Source organism: Psychrobacter aquaticus CMS 56 (assembly GCF_000471625.1).
Classification (GTDB): domain Bacteria; phylum Pseudomonadota; class Gammaproteobacteria; order Pseudomonadales; family Moraxellaceae; genus Psychrobacter; species Psychrobacter aquaticus.
In genome coordinates this window covers 42,376-58,374 of sequence record NZ_AUSW01000035.1, presented here as the reverse complement: position 1 = coordinate 58,374, position 15,999 = coordinate 42,376, and the positions used below count along the sequence as shown (strand labels likewise).

The 15,999-nt window shown below is 43.1% G+C and carries 14 protein-coding genes; 10 read left to right on the top strand and 4 right to left on the bottom strand.

Annotation, left to right across the window (positions count from 1 at the left end):
- Nucleotides 1-18: 18 nt before the first annotated feature.
- Both M917_RS12040 and M917_RS12035 read left to right on the top strand, forming a co-directional pair.
- Nucleotides 19-666, top strand: a complete 648-nt coding sequence (locus M917_RS12040; protein WP_021815134.1) for a CDP-alcohol phosphatidyltransferase family protein — start codon at nt 19-21, stop codon at nt 664-666.
- The gene (locus M917_RS12035) at nt 656-1,447 is read left to right on the top strand and encodes a sterol desaturase family protein (protein ID WP_021815133.1); all 792 of its coding nucleotides are present in this window, start codon (nt 656-658) and stop codon (nt 1,445-1,447) included. Before M917_RS12040 ends, M917_RS12035 begins: the two co-directional genes overlap by 11 nt.
- Before the next feature lie 83 nt (nt 1,448-1,530).
- Here the strand turns inward: M917_RS12035 and M917_RS12030 are convergent, their stop codons facing one another.
- Nucleotides 1,531-2,133, bottom strand: a complete 603-nt coding sequence (locus M917_RS12030) for a TetR/AcrR family transcriptional regulator (RefSeq protein ID WP_021815132.1) — start codon at nt 2,131-2,133, stop codon at nt 1,531-1,533.
- 375 nt (nt 2,134-2,508) lie between these two features.
- Here M917_RS12030 and M917_RS12025 point away from each other — a divergent pair, with 375 nt between their 5' ends.
- Both M917_RS12025 and M917_RS12020 read left to right on the top strand, forming a co-directional pair.
- On the top strand, nt 2,509-3,045 hold the full coding sequence (locus tag M917_RS12025) for a peroxiredoxin-like family protein (RefSeq protein ID WP_021815131.1): 537 nt from the start codon (nt 2,509-2,511) through the stop codon (nt 3,043-3,045).
- A 64-nt stretch (nt 3,046-3,109) separates the two neighbouring features.
- Nucleotides 3,110-3,631: a DUF302 domain-containing protein gene (locus M917_RS12020; protein WP_021815130.1), complete on the top strand. Its 522-nt coding sequence runs from the start codon at nt 3,110-3,112 to the stop codon at nt 3,629-3,631.
- A 189-nt stretch (nt 3,632-3,820) separates the two neighbouring features.
- Here the strand turns inward: M917_RS12020 and M917_RS12015 are convergent, their stop codons facing one another.
- Together M917_RS12015 and M917_RS12010 are read right to left on the bottom strand one after the other, a co-directional pair.
- Nucleotides 3,821-5,503 (bottom strand): NAD-dependent malic enzyme, encoded by a 1,683-nt coding sequence (locus M917_RS12015; protein WP_021815129.1) that lies wholly within the window; start codon nt 5,501-5,503, stop codon nt 3,821-3,823.
- Between the two features lie 193 nt (nt 5,504-5,696).
- A complete protein-coding gene (locus tag M917_RS12010) occupies nt 5,697-6,836 on the bottom strand; it encodes a M14 family metallopeptidase (protein ID WP_021815128.1) in 1,140 nt (379 codons plus the stop codon).
- Between the two features lie 181 nt (nt 6,837-7,017).
- Between M917_RS12010 and M917_RS12005 the strand changes: the two genes are divergently transcribed.
- The 6 genes from M917_RS12005 to M917_RS11980 all read left to right on the top strand — a co-directional run bounded on the left by M917_RS12005 (nt 7,018) and on the right by M917_RS11980 (nt 14,930).
- On the top strand, nt 7,018-7,989 hold the full coding sequence (locus tag M917_RS12005; RefSeq protein ID WP_021815127.1) for an ABC transporter substrate-binding protein: 972 nt from the start codon (nt 7,018-7,020) through the stop codon (nt 7,987-7,989).
- A complete protein-coding gene (gene fhuB / locus M917_RS12000; protein WP_021815126.1) occupies nt 7,986-9,959 on the top strand; it encodes a Fe(3+)-hydroxamate ABC transporter permease FhuB in 1,974 nt (657 codons plus the stop codon). The genes M917_RS12005 and fhuB overlap by 4 nt, the downstream gene beginning before the upstream one ends.
- 329 nt (nt 9,960-10,288) lie before the next feature.
- On the top strand, nt 10,289-12,574 hold the full coding sequence (locus tag M917_RS11995) for a TonB-dependent siderophore receptor (RefSeq protein WP_051354286.1): 2,286 nt from the start codon (nt 10,289-10,291) through the stop codon (nt 12,572-12,574).
- 45 nt (nt 12,575-12,619) lie between these two features.
- On the top strand, nt 12,620-12,910 hold the full coding sequence (locus tag M917_RS11990) for a hypothetical protein (protein ID WP_021815124.1): 291 nt from the start codon (nt 12,620-12,622) through the stop codon (nt 12,908-12,910).
- A gap of 27 nt (nt 12,911-12,937) precedes the next feature.
- On the top strand, nt 12,938-14,644 hold the full coding sequence (locus tag M917_RS11985; RefSeq protein WP_021815123.1) for a PepSY-associated TM helix domain-containing protein: 1,707 nt from the start codon (nt 12,938-12,940) through the stop codon (nt 14,642-14,644).
- A 1-nt stretch (nt 14,645) separates the two neighbouring features.
- The gene (locus M917_RS11980; RefSeq protein WP_021815122.1) at nt 14,646-14,930 is read left to right on the top strand and encodes a DUF3325 family protein; all 285 of its coding nucleotides are present in this window, start codon (nt 14,646-14,648) and stop codon (nt 14,928-14,930) included.
- A gap of 64 nt (nt 14,931-14,994) precedes the next feature.
- On the opposite strand, the gene M917_RS11975 is transcribed toward M917_RS11980, so the two are convergent.
- Nucleotides 14,995-15,858, bottom strand: a complete 864-nt coding sequence (locus tag M917_RS11975) for a DMT family transporter (protein WP_021815121.1) — start codon at nt 15,856-15,858, stop codon at nt 14,995-14,997.
- Nucleotides 15,859-15,999: the final 141 nt, after the last annotated feature.

Below are 15,999 nucleotides of genomic sequence, written 5' to 3'. Positions count from 1 at the left end.
AACCATAGGGTGCTTGGCATGTTAGATAAATATATCACTCCTTACATAAAACCCTTGTTAACCCCAGTGGTGAAACTGCTGCATAAACGCGCAATCACAGCGGATCAGCTGACGGTAGTGGGTTTTTTGGTCGGAATGTTGTCTGTGCCTTTAATTGCTTTTGGCTATTGGCATGCCGCACTGGTTGCTATCATCCTAAATCGTATTTTTGATGGACTTGATGGTGAACTGGCTAGGTATGCTAAGCAAAGCTCAAGTGCAGGTGGTTATTTGGATATCACTCTCGATTTTTTGTTTTACGCAGCAATTCCGTTCGGATTTATTCTTGCAGATCCTGAACAAAATGCTATAGCTGGCTCGTTGCTATTAGCGACATTTATAGGTACTGGCTCAAGTTTTTTAGCCTTTGCGATTGCGGCTGAAAAATTCAATATTGAAAAACCACAGTTCAAGTATAAAAGCTTTTATTATCTAAATGGTCTTACTGAAGGTACGGAAACCATCGCGTTATTCATCGCGTTCTGTATTTGGCCACAGCACTTTTCGATACTGGCCATTCTTTTCGCTTTTGCCTGTATAGTAACTATTTTTACCCGCATTTACGGCGGTTATCATACCCTTAAACGTCAAGAAGCTGGCAATAAAGGAGTAATCAATGGCGCATGAAGCAGGATGGAGATTGGGCTTCTTTTTTGGCATTTTGGTGTTGATGATGCTGTTAGAATGGTACAAGCCTGCCCGTCAATCGCCTATTAAAAGCGGCACACGGTGGCTTGCTAATTTTGGACTGGTATTTGCCTCAACGCTTATTGCTCGCTTGGCAATACCGCTGGGTCTAACTGCGGTCGCGCTTTATACCCATCAGCAGGGCATTGGCTTATTCAATCTGATCGCCCTACCTAGCGTAGTCGTCATCGTACTCAGTTTGATATTACTTGATATTATGATTTATTGGCAGCATCGCCTGTTTCACAATATTCCTATACTATGGCGTTTGCACAAAGTACATCATGCGGATGCGCATGTCGATACCAGTACTGGTCTTAGATTTCATCCGATTGAAATCCTGCTTAGTATTCTTATTAAATTGGTCGCCATCACTGTGTTAGGCGTTCCTGCTATAGCCGTACTTATATTTGAGATAGTGTTAAATGGCTTGGCTTTGTTTAACCACGCCAATATACGTCTGCCACCTGCTATCGAAAAGCCTCTGCGCCTAATACTCATGACCCAAATATTGCATCGTATTCACCACAGCCAAGTCGTATCTGAAACCAATTCAAATTATGGGTTTAGCGTTATTTGGTGGGACAAACTGTTTGGTAGCTACAAGAGCCATGCAAAAAAAGAAGATAGCGAGATTGATATTGGTTTGATTGAATACTCAGATACTAAGCAAACTGCGTCGCTTTGGGGTTTATTAATCATGCCCTTTAAAAGTAAATAAATAATAAGCGAAAGTATTTTCAGTCCAACATAACTATTGATATCAGAAAATCATAACGTAGATTGCACCTTTATTTTGTCTCGTTATTTTGGATCGATATAAAGCGCTTCTAAAGATAGTGCCATATCCTCAGCCACATCGTGCAATGCTTCACTATCAATGTCACGTTGGGCAAAAGCACGTAACCCCATGATTTCGGCCTGAAATCGTCGCCCAAGACGTATAGGATCTAGTTGCTTATCGATCTCGCCTAATCGTTGCGACTCAATAAAGCAGTTCACAAAGTAAACCTCCATTCTTGCCAGCATAGCCTCTACTTTATCTAAAGCTGAGGCTTCGCGTTGGCCGAGCTCAAATAAGCTTTTAACAATCATACAAGCACGACTTGGTAGCGGCTCATCACATAGCCCGCCCAATAAACGTAAGTAAGCAGCCAAACCGAATAAAGGAGAGCTATGAGCATTCAAGATACTCTGTAGTTTTTCCGTTGATTTATGCGAATAATAATCAAGGGCTTCTTGAAATAGCCCGTCTTTACTACCGAAAGTGGCATAAATACTACCAGGACGCATATCAAGCGCTTTTTCTATGTCTTTCAATGAAGTGGCGTGAAAGCCTTTTTCCCAAAACAGTTGTAGAGCTCGGTCTAGAGAGTCCTGCCTATTATGAAGTGCTACGCGTGCCATAATTTATCCCAGTATTTTTGTCTTTGAAATTATCAATCAAAATGTCATAAATTAACATAATTATATAAACTGAGTGATTGCTCAATATTATATTGATGAGCTGTTTTAGTCTAGCTATTGTTTATAGGTGACTTGTATATTATTTATTGAAAGCGCTGTCAACTTTATATTTTAATAGGCGGAGTAAAATCAATAAACTAAAATTAACCAACAAAAATATTTGAGTGATTACTCAAATTAACTTGAATAGCGATCTAAATTTGTTTAAGGTTAAACAATGAATTGATGAAGCCATTATTGCTAATCATAAATAGATATTTTATAAAAAATTATTATAGTAACTCTTAATTATCACAACACTTCAAGGATAAGAACATGCAATCAGATTACGCTCAAAAACTTCGTGCAGGCATCAAATTCCCTGACATCAACGTACAGATGCTGAATGGTGATATGAAATTATTAGGCAAACCTGAAAATGGTCACGATTGGAAACTAGTCGTGATTTACCGAGGTAAGCACTGCCCGATTTGTACCAAGTATCTAAACCAGTTAGAGAGTATAAAAGCATCGTTTGCTGATACTAATGTTGATATTATAGCAATATCAGGTGACAGCAAAGAGCAACTAGAAAGTCATTTAGAAAAAATAGATATCAGCTTCCCTATCGCTTATGGTTTGACGGTTGAGCAAATGAATACGCTAGGGCTTTATATATCTGACCCGCGCTCAGAAAAAGAAACAGACCATTCTTTTGCAGAGCCAGCTGTCTTCGTGATTAATGCTGATGGAAATATTCAGATTGTCGACATCTCTAACGCGCCTTTTGCAAGACCTGAGCTTGAAGCGCTAGCGAATGGTTTGAGCTTTATTAGAGAGAATGACTACCCTATTCGTGGTACACATGGCTAGGAGCGTTCATTGCTTTAGCACCTCATAAGCAGCTGAATAAAAACGACTAACCATAGGTGAGATTATGAAAAAAATCATGGCAATTGCGGCTTTGGCCTTAGCAGTTTCTTCATGCGCTAGTATCGAGAATGTTTTGAATACCAATGCTAGCATTAATCAAATTCAGCCCATGACGACGGTTGCAAGCAACGAAGAAAAAGGGTTAGTAACGCTAAGAAGCAATCATTCTGTCCAAGTAACGGCCAATACGCTCAAATCTTTGATTGAGTCCAAAGGTATGACAGTGTTTGCCAGTGTCAATCATCAACAAAACGCGGCGGGCGTTGACCTGACGTTACGCCCAACACAAGTGATCATGTTTGGCAACCCTAAAGCCGGCACGCCCTTGATGCAATGTGAGCAGACAGTAGCGATTGATTTGCCACAAAAGATGCTCATTAGTGAAGATGCAGAAGGCCGTGTGTGGCTATCATACAATAATCCTGAATATCTCAAATCACGACACAATATCAAAGGCTGTGATGAAGTCATTAATAACGTTTCAATGGCGCTTATGAACCTAAGCACAGCCGCTACTGCGAAGTAGGCTTTGATAATAATGACAGAATAACAAGGTCTATTAAATGTGATTTTTTAATAGGTAGTAGACCTCTTGGTCAGTGATCGTCTATAAGCTCACAACATTTTTATTAGTTCTAAATCGAAAAAACCGAATACTACTTTAAACAGTAATATTCGGCTTTTTTATCAGTACTTTCAAGCTACTTTTTAGCAGTTAGAAGGAAGTACGACGGTAGTTGCGGTATCTAGGCAACCAAAAATTGGCTTTTAATCGACGTTCTAAATTTTCTGCTGTTACAGGCAAGGCCAGTTTGTCTTCAATCGCTTGTAGTGCAACTGCATAGGCGATCTTTTCACTGATCTCTCTAATGAATTGAATTGAAGGTAATATTGCACCTGCCTCTTTTTCATATTCCAATGATATGTCTGCCAATGCTTGGCTGGCAGCCATCAACATATTATCGCTGATACCTTTGGCATGTGATGCTAAAACACCTAACCCAATACCGGGGAAAATATAGCTGTTATTACACTGAGAGACCTCAAAAGTCTGACCTTCAAAAGTGGTATTAGGAAAAGGACTGCCTGTTGCAATAATTGCCTTACCACGACTCCAGTTCGTCACTTCCTGCGGTGTCGCTTCAACACGAGACGTTGGATTTGATAGTGGCAATACGATTGGATGCTCAGTATTCGCACATAACGTTTCGATTACTTCTTGTGTAAACAGACCTTTTTGTCCACTGACGCCAAATAACACCGTTACTTTTGCTTGCTTAACCACTTGTGCCAAACCGAGTTTCTGGCTCTTATCCCAGTGGGCAATAGCGGATTCTTTTTGTACTAAAGGTACTTGGAATTTTTGTAGCTCTGTCATGCTATCCGTTAATAGGCCATAACGATCAACCATAAACACCTGACTGCGAGCTTGCTCTTCTGTTAAACCCTCACGCTGCATTTGGCGAATAATATGTTCGGCGATACCGCAACCTGCCGACCCTGCCCCCAAGAAGGCGATTCTTTGTTGACTAAGTTTTTGACCTTTATTTAGGCACGCTGCAATCAATGTACCGACTGAGACAGCAGCAGTCCCTTGAATATCATCATTAAAGCAGCATAGTTGGTCGCGATATCTATTCAATAATGGGGTGGCGTTTTCCTGTGCAAAATCTTCAAATTGTAATAACACTTCTGGCCAACGACGTTTAACGGCTTGAATAAACAAATCGACAAATTCATTATATTCATCGCCAGAGATACGTGGATTTCTCCAACCCATATACATAGGATCATCCAGCAACTGCTGATTGTTGGTGCCTACATCTAATAAAATTGGTAGGCAATAAGCTGGGCTAATACCCCCACAAGCCGTATATAAAGACAATTTACCAATGGGAATGCCCATGCCGCCAATACCTTGATCGCCTAAGCCCAAGATACGTTCACCATCCGTGACCACGATGACTTTTACTTTTTGTTTGGTGGCATTTTGCAGCATATCGTCGATGTTGTGACGCTCAGGATAAGAGATAAACAAACCACGTTTACGGCGATAAATTTGTGAGAATTTTTCACAAGCTTGGCCAACAGTTGGCGTATAGATGAGCGGCATCACCTCTTCGATATGCTGCTCAACCAGATGATGAAATAACGTCTCATTGGTGTCTTGTATATTACGCAGATAAATGTGCTTATCCATATCACTCGTAAACGAGCGAAGTTGATGATAAGCGCGTAATGACTGCTCTTCAATCGTCTCAATGTTATGAGGTAATAAACCGGTTAAATTGAAGTTACTCCGTTCCTCTGATGAAAAAGCGCTCCCCTTATTCAATAAAGAGGTTTCTAATAGGGCGGGTCCAGCAAAAGGGATATATAACGGACGTTTGGTTTGCATAATAAAATCTTCTTAGTAAAAGTGTATGGTGGTACAAAGTATCTAATTGGCAAAACAAAACCACTTAAGGCAATTTTGTCGGCACAGAGCCATATTATACTGAAATAATGGAGCTCTTGAAAAATTAATTGACTTAAATAATAATTAAGAATAACTAAATAACAAGAGATGTTAACTGAGAAGGAGTCATTAACTAACGTAGGTCATCCACAACAGCCAGCATCGCCATTAATGATGCTTCACCTAATTTAGCAGAACGCTCTGGTGACCAACCTTTAGCTGAATCAGGCATATTGTCATTGTCTTTAAATGGCATCTCTAAAGTATTGGCAAGACAATCAAAACGTTCAGCAACCCAGTTAGTGGCGAGCGTCATATTTGCTGTACCTGGCGCATCGACGTCATAACCGAATTCAGACTGAAAGTCAGCACTGGCTAATTTTAATACTTCTGAAAATGTATCACGCAAACGCGCAAGGCGTTCACTATAACTTGGCGTACCTTGAGAACCCGCAAGGAACACATAGGGCAATGCTTCATCACCGTGTACATCATAAAATAGGTCAACGCCAGTCTCTTCCATTTTGTTGATCACATGAAAGACTTCAGGGCTTTTCTCCAAACTTGGGTTTGACCATTCACGGTTCAAGTTAGTCCCGACTGCGTTAGTACGTAGATGTCCACGCACACTGCCATCAGGGTTCATATTAGGCACAATATAAAAGTTGGCTTTATCTAATAGCGTCCTGCTACTGGCATTGTCGCTGTCGAGCAAACTTTCTATTAACCCTTCAACCAACCATTCCGCCATAGTTTCGCCTGGATGCTGACGGGCTGTAATCCAAATGCTGCGTTTATTCACATCACTACTGCTGTCGCCATCACCAATTTTGACTAAGGTTAAATCACGCTTGTCGAGCGTTTCACCTAAATGCTCTACACTTACTAGCGGGTGCATTTGTACGGCGGCTAATAAATCTTGATGACGCTCATAACTGTAAGGAGCAAAATAAGCTATCTGAATGGTTTCATACGCGAGCTCTGCCACGATGGTTAAAACGCCATTTTTATAAGAAGTTGGCAAACGGAACCAATGCTGACGATCATACGACGCAACCGCTTGATAATTCTCCCACCCTGCAGGATATGATACCTCCCCCGCATTCAGAATGTTAAGAACATATTGCTCTCCAATCTGACCAGATAGTCGAAAGTTAAACCACTGAAAAAACTCGTCGCCAACGTCCGGACGGATAGCCAATTGAATGTCTTTTTTGTTTTCTAAACTGATAACGTCAATATTACCTGCATCAAAATTGGCAGTGATATACATAATCGCTCCTTCATTGGTTTTATGGTCGTTTTTCAAAAATAGCCGTCATGGCGATACTGATTCTCTTTATCTTTTTCTTAAAAATATGCTAACACGCCACTTTATAAATAAAAATGAAAATCATTTGCATTATGGCGTGGTTTTTCTTTAGAATGCTTCATTTACTTTTAGACTGCTCGCTATGATGCATATCAATAATTTAGGCTTATTACGTAAAGACAAGGCATTGCTCAGGCTCTGCGTCGCTTTATGCTCAAGTGTATTGTTAAGCAGTTGCCAATTATCTGATGCCACAGCACCGCCCGTGCCTCATCAAAACGAGCAGATATCTCCTAAAGTCATGACTCCCGACTGGGGTATTGCCGCGACATTAACAGCGATGGGATATCCACCTGTTGCGATGGGTGATAAGACCTTTTATAAAGAATGGGTCGGCAAGCCTATTATACCCACCACAACATCTGATGTGGGGACACGCTATCAACCCAATCCCGAGATGTTCTCACAGTTAGACGTAGATGTGGTGATAGACAGTGCATTTTATCAGCATTTGCGCCCCATGTACGGTGATTTGCCCATTCATTCTCTTGCCTTAAGCAGCGCCAATAAAGTCGCCGCTTGGGAGGATTTTATAGCGCCGACGCTGGAATTGGGCGCTTATATTCACCAACCTCAAGCTGCGCAGGATTATCTAGACAACAGTAAAAACCAGATAAAGCAAGCCGGACAGACTTTTCACACGCGCTATCCACATATTAAAAAACTGGCTGTCGTACAATTTGCTGATACCAATAATTTGCGTATGTTTTCATATAACAGTTTGTTTCAGCCTGCGTTAGAGACCATGGATCTAGAGCTGGTGGCGTTTGCAGATGGTAATGAATGGGGTTTTGCACCCATCATGCTTGGGGATTTGGCGCAACTTGATGACGATACTTGTCTTGCGGTCATCGAACCGATCAGTGATCTTCTCAAATTGGAATTAAAAGACAGCTTGGTATGGCAACGACTGGGCTATTCCTTTGACAACACTGATAATGGGCGCTGCGTAACACTATTACCAGCGACATGGAACAATAGTGGTGTGGCTTCTATGAACGTCTTAGCCGATCGCCTAATGAATGCCACTTTTGTAGGCAATACCGATTTATGATGATTAAAAACAATTTTTTGTCTGCCAACCGCATTTATATGATGGTTCTGGTATTAATAGTGATGGCCGTAGTCAGCAGTTACGCGGTTATACAGCAACTATGGAACTTGCCTTTCATCGAACTGTTTACGCCCTCGTTTGACTTATCTCTTGCCGACATGAGTCTTCAATTGCAAATCGTACCCACTATGGTGGTGGCATTGACGGCTGGTGGTCTCTTAGGATTGGTCAGCGTCTTGTTGCAACAGTTGGTCAAAAACACGTTGGCCTCAGACACGACATTGGCAGTCGGTAGCGGCGCAAACATGGCATTGCTACTTGTCACTTTATTCCTGCCCAGTTTGGCACTCGGCGGCAGCTTTTGGGTCGCTTTTGTCGGCGCGCTCAGCAGTATGGCCATTATCTTTATTCTAGCCGCGCCCAGTCGCATGAATCCTTTGGTGTTGGTGCTTGGTGGATTGGTCACCAATATTTTATTGGGTGCTATCACTGCCCTACTATTAATTTATTATGCTGAAGAATCCTTAAACGTCATGGTATGGGCGGCGGGCAGTCTCACGCAAAACAACTGGCAGGTGTCTATCGTATTGACCATCGCTAGTGTGGTCGCTGTTGTCTGCTTGATGCCGTTGTTAAAACCCCTAGAGATTATGAGCTTAGACGATAGGCAGGCAAAAAGTTTGGGCGTACCCATCAACCTCATTCGTGGCTTGGTCGTGGGATTGGTGGCCATACTGACGGCACTTGTGGTGAGTCGTGTGGGGCCTATTGGTTTTATTGGTTTGGGTGCCGCTACCCTCGTGAATGTGTTTTCTGTCAAACATATCGGATATCGGTTACTATTGGGTTATGGGTTTGGGGCGCTTTTGTTGTGGGTTACCAGTAACATCACGACGATACTACAGCATTATCTGAGCTTAAATATACCTGCTGATGCGATGACCGCCATACTTGGCGCGCCATTGGTCATATGGCTGATAGTGACTCAAAGTCGCCAGCATATCGATGAGATTACGCCGACGCTTGTCTCAAAACGTCGTGATACTCACTTACTACGCTGGAGTGTTGCCTTAGTTCTGCTAATAGCCAGCATACTTATCTTCACCGCCACAGCAAATGGTTGGCAACTGAACGCCATATGGCATTTAATCGTTGATTTTAGATTACCTCGCACCCTAAGCGCTGCTGCAACGGGCGTGATGTTGGCGACTGCAGGCGTGTTGCTACAGACCTTAACGCGCAATCCCATGGCGAGTCCCGAAGTATTGGGAATCAGCTCAGGTTCAGCCATAGGCGTGGTGTTGGCCTTTGTATTTTTACCCAGTTTTGGCTACACGGGTATTGTACTCTCAGGGTTACTGGGCGCCTCTGTGGTGCTCGGTTTGATATTATGGCTCGCTCGTCGAGTAAATCCAGCCTATCTATTGCTGGTGGGTGTGGCCATTGCGGCATTGATGGGCGGTCTGTTAAGTTTGGTCAAAATATCTGGCGATCAACGTCTGCAAGCAGTGCTCAGCTGGCTATCAGGCTCCACGTATCTTGCCAGCCCCGAGACGGCATGGATGCTGGTGATATTTGCTGTACTGCTTTTTATATTGAGTTTTATGGTGATAAAGCCACTAGAGATATTAAGCTTGGGCGGCGGGATAGCCCGTGAGCTCGGGGTGTCTTTGAGACTGTTTCAAAGCTTGGTATTAATCCTTGTAGCGGCACTGAGTACGATATCGACGTTGGCAGTGGGGCCACTCAGTTTTGTCGGTCTGATGGTGCCTCACCTCGCCACCACGTTAGGCACCGTTCAACTCAAGCGCCAATTGCAACTGGCCGCTATCTTGGGCGCGGCTTTGATGGTTTTCGCTGACTGGCTTGGTCGTTATATTATATTCCCTTACGAAATACCAGCTGGCACTATTGCCGCTATCATTGGTGGCGCGTACTTCTTATACCTGATGCGCCGTATCAAAGCGTAAAAATGGCTGATCCTAAATAAAAAATTTCAGCCATGACCACCTATAGCTAGAGCATATCACCTCAAAAATGCTCTAAGCATACCACTCGTTTTATTTTCTTAGATTCATAAGCCTCCTATATCAATCAGTAAAAGAAATGTGTCAAAAATATTTCTATATCGTATTGCTAATAATAACAATTATCATTATCATATCTGAAATATTTGGTGGCGCCTTCCAAAGATGCCATGACAGGATTGTTTTTATCAATTCTATTGACAGGCAATTCCACTCTTTATCCAGATAATGTCTACCCAATCCTTCTATCAATTTAATTGAGATACCCTCTGATGTTTATAATTGCCCAAGACACAAAGCGACATAAACCCAGCACCTTGAGTTGGTTCGTCAAGCGAACCATGCATCTTTCAGCCATTGCGTCGTTGGCAGTCAGCTCCTCTATTATTCACGCTGAAACATTAGACCAAACTGCCACTGATAATGGTAATAGTATCGAAATCAATCGTGCTGACAACGCAGCAGAACCAAGCACTACGCTACCCACTATCGTAGTCACGGCAGATACACCCACTCAAATCACTGAAAATACTGACAGCTACACCATTCCTGTCGCCAGTAGTGCTACAGGACTGACATTATCAGCCAAAGAAACCCCGCAGGCCACTAGTGTCGTCACCAATCAGCAAATCAAAGATCAAAACTCAAACACCTTAATAGATGTGCTCAAACGTGCGCCCGGTATTCAAGTGGGCAGTATTGATGGCGCTCGTAGTGGGTTTTCGGCGAGAGGTTTTGGCATTACTGGCTTTCAAATCGACGGGTTAAATACTGATTTTGTTCAACAAGCTGCGATGGGCGAATATAGTGTTAATACCGCTATGTTTGACCATGTGGAAATTGTACGAGGCGCCACGGGCTTGATGAGTGGCTCAGGCGATCCTTCTGCCAATGTCAACTTAATACGCAAACGTGCCGATAGTAACGTCCCAGCGACAGAACTGTCTGCCAATATCAATCGTTACGGCAATTATGGTGTCAGCGTCGATCACAGCCAGCCATTAGTAGAAAGCGGTGCGATACGTGGCCGAGTGGTGGCCAGTTATCAAGATGGTGATACTTTTATCGACCGTCAAGAACTGGGTCAAAATCTGCTTTATGCCACGGTTGATGCCGATGTGAGCGACAACACCACGGTCAGCGTGGGAGCCAGCCGTCAACACAACAAATCAAAATCGACCATGTGGGGCGGTTTGCCAAGTTACTTAAGTGATGGCTCAAAAGCAGATTGGGATACCAGCAAAAATGGCAGTGCAGATTGGGCAAACTGGGACTCTGACAACGTCTATTACTTTGCTGACATCAATCATGATTTCAATGAAGACTGGAACCTAACCACCAACGCCAGTTATAACGAGAGCGAGAGCAGTCCGAAACTTCTTTATATGTATGCCAATGGCAGTCAGGTTATTGACCCTAACGTTGGACTGGTCTATAACTTAAATCCATTCCATGCCGATACCGAACGCAAACAAATCAATGTTAAGACCAAATTGACGGGTAATTTTGATGCTCTAGGCAGAACGCATCAACTCATCGTGGGTGGCTCATATAACAAAAGCGAGCTTGATACCTTTACCTATAAAGCGCCGCCCGATGGACTTTTGCCAGTGTCTGACTTTTCTGACTGGGATGGCAGCTATCCTGAACCAGTGTGGGGAGAGAAAACTCAAAGCTCTGATGTTACGATTAAGGAAAAAGCCATCTTTGCGGCAACTCAGCTTAAGCTGACGGATCCTTTGTCAGTGATTTTAGGGACTCGTGTGTCTGATTACGAGCGCTCGGGTGTACAGTATGGTAGTAATGTAGATACCAAATCTGATCACATTTGGACGCCTTACGCTGGTATTACTTATGATATCAATAACAATCATAGCGTCTATACCAGCTATAGCGACATCTTTAAGCCGCAATCTCGACGCGACATTAATGGTCGTTATCTTGATCCTATCGAAGGCAAAAACTACGAGATTGGTCTAAAGAGTGAATCAGATAATGGGGCGCTACAAAGCCAAGTTAGTATCTTTAGAATCGAGCAAGACAACCTTGCGCAACTTGATGGCGGTCAAAAAATTCCAGGAACCATTGAAGACGCTTATGTTGGAGCAGAAGGTGCCAACAGTCAGGGCGTCGAAGTGGAAGTCACTGGTCAGTTTAGTGACAAGCTAAAAGCAACTATTGGCTACACGCATTTTAATGCTGAAGACAAGGATGGCAAAGCCATCAATACTGGCTACGCCGATACCACGCTTAATCTGTTTGCCACCTATAATCTTGATCACGTCATTCCTAATTTAACCGTTGGTGGCGGTATTGATTGGTCAAATGGATACTATGGCATTGTCACAAACCCTGTGACTGGACAATCCGAAAAGTACGGCCAAGATGATGTGACACTTGCTAGCATCATGGCAAAATATGCCTTTAATGACAATCTAGAGGCACAGGTTAACGTCAACAACTTATTCAATCAGAAATATCTTGCTGGTGAAAACTTCTTTGGGTTAACTTATGGCGAGCCTATAAATGTGGTAGGTAGACTGACCTATCGCTTTTAATGTTGATACTGGTTTGACCATTTACCGTAATAGACAGGTCGTCACATGAGTAAACGCCATAGCAGTCAAGGTTTTTATCTGCCTGACTTCACAGTTTTTAGTCGTATTGTGTTAGCGATTGGTGGTAGCTATGGCGTGGCGGTGCTCACTGACCTTGTGTTTTTGTCCTTACCAATGGAAACAATTTCTGCCATCTATTGGGGACAGATTGCTAGCATAGTGGTATGTGCAGTCATGATTATTTTGGTATTTTCGCTGCGGCGTTTGTGGCTAGCATGGACAATGGTCGCTGGCATTGCTGCGATACTAGGGATGATCTGCTATACCACTATTTAGTTTTTTATTACCATCAGGTCATCTTTGATGTCAGATTCTGTTAAAACCCATACCATGTCAACAACCAAAACCAAGACAAAAAATAAGACTAAGGCGAAAGGTTATCGGGCAACGATGTCTGATGTCCATACTTGGTTTGGCTTGCTACTGGGTTGGTTATTGTTTACCATTTTTATGATGGGCACGGTCAGCTACTTCAATAATGAGCTGACCGTATGGATGCAACCTGACATTCCTGCTGTCTCCCAGAAACTCCAATCAGTACAATCACATAAACCCCAAAATGCGGCAAGCACAGTAGATAAGCCTGAACCATTTAGTGTGGCGATCGCGCATCTACAAGCAACCCAAGCAAACACCAAAAACTGGTTTATCACCACAGGTCCTAGTAGCACGAGTAATGATCAGCGCTTGCATATTACTGCCAGTACTGAGGATGAAAGACTACAATATCAATTTGATACGCAAACCCAAACACGCTATACGCCAAGAGACACCGCAGGCGGTAACTTTTTTTATCGCATGCACTTTGATTTGCATTATATGAGTGTGATATGGGCGAGGATAATCGTCGGCATCGCCTCCATGATGATGTTGATTGCTATCATTACTGGCATTATTGTCCATAAAAAGATATTTACCGACTTTTTTACTTTTCGTTGGGGTAAAGGACAACGCTCATGGCTTGATGCTCATAATGCTTTTTCTGTACTCCCTCTGCCCTTTCATATCATGATTACGTTTACAGGGATCATCACCTTAATCACGTTGTATATGCCGTGGGGCGGGATGATAGCCAATATTAATACTCAGCAATTCTTTGAGGAGATTTATTCTTATCGTGCTGCCGATGCGACAGAGTTGCAACCTGCACTGATGGTAAATGTATCGCCCCTGCTAGCAACTACTCGAGCGGATTGGCAAACGCTCAATCCCAATTATGCGATCACAAGTGTCAGTATCAACCACCCCAATACCGACCACAGTATGATTATTATCGATGGACGAGCCGACCGCCAAATATCGACAATAGGTGTGTTTCGCATTTATAACGGGCAGACAGGAGAGACGCTGAAACAAAGTGAGCCACCGCCGCTTGCCGTGACTACCCAAACGGTCATGATTGGTTTACATGCGGGGCGTTTTGCTGACTATTGGTTACGTGGATTGTACTTTTTATTGGGCGCAGCTGGTTGCGGTATGATTGCGACAGGCTTGGTAATGTGGACGGTGAAACGCCGTCGCCAATTACTTGATATGAACAAGCCCTATGTGGGATTTTGGCTAGTGGAAAAGCTTAATATTGCAACGCTGGCCGGACTGCCATTGGCTATGGTAGGGTTTTTATGGCTCAACCGCTTATTACCTTTAGAGATGACAGGACGCGCAAAATGGGAAGTCGATGGGTTTTTTATGATATGGGCGGGTAGCTTTGTACTGACTTTATTGTGCTCCAGTCGTCATGCATGGCGCATATTACTGTCGTTGGTCACACTATCACTTTTATTCACACCGCTACTCAACAGTCTCACCACTGAACGAGGGTTTGTTAAAAGCCTCGTAAATCAAGATATCTTATTTATTAGCTTTGATGTCGTATTTTTTGTGCTGGCGCTATTGTTTGCTTATATTACTTATACAGCCAGCTTTAAAAAACGGTCGCCTAAGCAAAACAAAAAGTCAGACAATAAGCCAATCAACCATCATTCAGAACCTCAAACAAGGAGTCAATAGTATGTCTGGCGTGATGTTATCTGGATTGCTATTGCTCCTTAATTTGCTGAGTATGATTGTGTTGATGATGAGCAGTAATAGACATAGTGAGAAATTTCAGCACAAATTGCCTCCCTTTCTAAATCGGCAAGGGCTACGCTGGCTAGGACTCATTTTATTGGCGATTGCATTTGTCTTGACTTATGGGTCACACCAAACAGGCTATTTTGTGGTGATATGGTTTGCCAGTGTGACTTTGGCGGCAGGGCTGATTTATTTAGCCATGATGATATATGAGCAACTATAGTTGAAATACTTTAAAGTCGATACATTCGCAATGAAATAAATTAACACGCTCACCAATCGCCATCTCAAACAGCATATTTTTTAGCCCCTATCACGCACGCCACTGCGCCTAACGTACTTATCAGCATACCCATACTCACCACTTCATGGAGTAACAAGGCTGCCAATACCAGTGCTATAAAAGGTTGTATCAGCTGTAATTGTCCAACGGCGGCAATACCGCCCAAAGCCAAGCCCCGATACCAAAACACAAAACCGATGAACATACTGAATAAAGACACATAAATTAAGCCTGCCCAAGCTGTCACGCTGACCTCTGTCAAAGACTTAGGCCTCGTTACCCATACCATAGGCAGCATAATAGGGAGCGATAGTACCAATGCCCAACTAATCACTTGCCAACCGCCCAACGCTCTTGACAGACGCCCGCCTTCTGCATAACCAAGACCGCACGCCATCACAGCGCCGAGCATCAGTAAACCTCCTATTATCGAGGCATGCCCACTGTTTAATGCTGCATAACCCGCGACAAACGAGCTGCCTAATAGAGCAAACAACCAAAACAAGGCAGGAGGACGCTCGTCCCCTCGCCAAACCGCAAAGACTGCGGTAAATAACGGTAAGATACCTAGAAACACAGTGGCGTGGGCAGAGGTAACATGTTGCAAAGCCAAAGCGCTTAGTAAAGGAAATCCAACGACCACGCCTAGAGCCACAATACATAGAGCTGGTAAATCTGCCTTAGCTGGTAGCCGTTGCTTTAGGATTAATAAAACCACACCACCCAATAGTGCAGCAAGGGTTGCCCGTACCGCAGTCAGAAATACAGGATCAAAGTCCATCACTGCGAGGCGCGTCGCTGGTAGAGACCCTGCAAAAACAATCACTCCAACAAGCCCGCTAATCCATCCTTGAGTCAATTTTTTCATAGTCATACCACTGTGTTTTTAGTGTCATGATTAAAACAAAAGCGTGGTAGGTTATCTATATACAATACCGTACAATTAAACAGAACTGTTTGGTGTTACTCACCCATACAATTTTTCTATTTTTAACGCAGCGTTATATTT

What these genes read in the sequence shown, in the direction of transcription:
- M917_RS12020 (WP_021815130.1), top strand. Translation starts at nt 3,110, where the DNA reads ATGAAAAAAATCATGGCAATTGCGGCTTTGGCCTTAGCAGTTTCTTCA.
- M917_RS12010 (WP_021815128.1), bottom strand. Translation starts at nt 6,836, where the DNA reads ATGTATATCACTGCCAATTTTGATGCAGGTAATATTGACGTTATCAGT.
- M917_RS11985 (WP_021815123.1), top strand. Translation starts at nt 12,938, where the DNA reads ATGTCAGATTCTGTTAAAACCCATACCATGTCAACAACCAAAACCAAG.
- M917_RS11990 (WP_021815124.1), top strand. Translation starts at nt 12,620, where the DNA reads ATGAGTAAACGCCATAGCAGTCAAGGTTTTTATCTGCCTGACTTCACA.
- M917_RS11995 (WP_051354286.1), top strand. Translation starts at nt 10,289, where the DNA reads ATGTTTATAATTGCCCAAGACACAAAGCGACATAAACCCAGCACCTTG.
- M917_RS12030 (WP_021815132.1), bottom strand. Translation starts at nt 2,133, where the DNA reads ATGGCACGCGTAGCACTTCATAATAGGCAGGACTCTCTAGACCGAGCT.
- M917_RS11975 (WP_021815121.1), bottom strand. Translation starts at nt 15,858, where the DNA reads ATGAAAAAATTGACTCAAGGATGGATTAGCGGGCTTGTTGGAGTGATT.
- M917_RS11980 (WP_021815122.1), top strand. Translation starts at nt 14,646, where the DNA reads ATGTCTGGCGTGATGTTATCTGGATTGCTATTGCTCCTTAATTTGCTG.
- fhuB (WP_021815126.1), top strand. Translation starts at nt 7,986, where the DNA reads ATGATGATTAAAAACAATTTTTTGTCTGCCAACCGCATTTATATGATG.
- M917_RS12035 (WP_021815133.1), top strand. Translation starts at nt 656, where the DNA reads ATGGCGCATGAAGCAGGATGGAGATTGGGCTTCTTTTTTGGCATTTTG.
- M917_RS12025 (WP_021815131.1), top strand. Translation starts at nt 2,509, where the DNA reads ATGCAATCAGATTACGCTCAAAAACTTCGTGCAGGCATCAAATTCCCT.
- M917_RS12005 (WP_021815127.1), top strand. Translation starts at nt 7,018, where the DNA reads ATGATGCATATCAATAATTTAGGCTTATTACGTAAAGACAAGGCATTG.
- M917_RS12015 (WP_021815129.1), bottom strand. Translation starts at nt 5,503, where the DNA reads ATGCAAACCAAACGTCCGTTATATATCCCTTTTGCTGGACCCGCCCTA.
- M917_RS12040 (WP_021815134.1), top strand. Translation starts at nt 19, where the DNA reads ATGTTAGATAAATATATCACTCCTTACATAAAACCCTTGTTAACCCCA.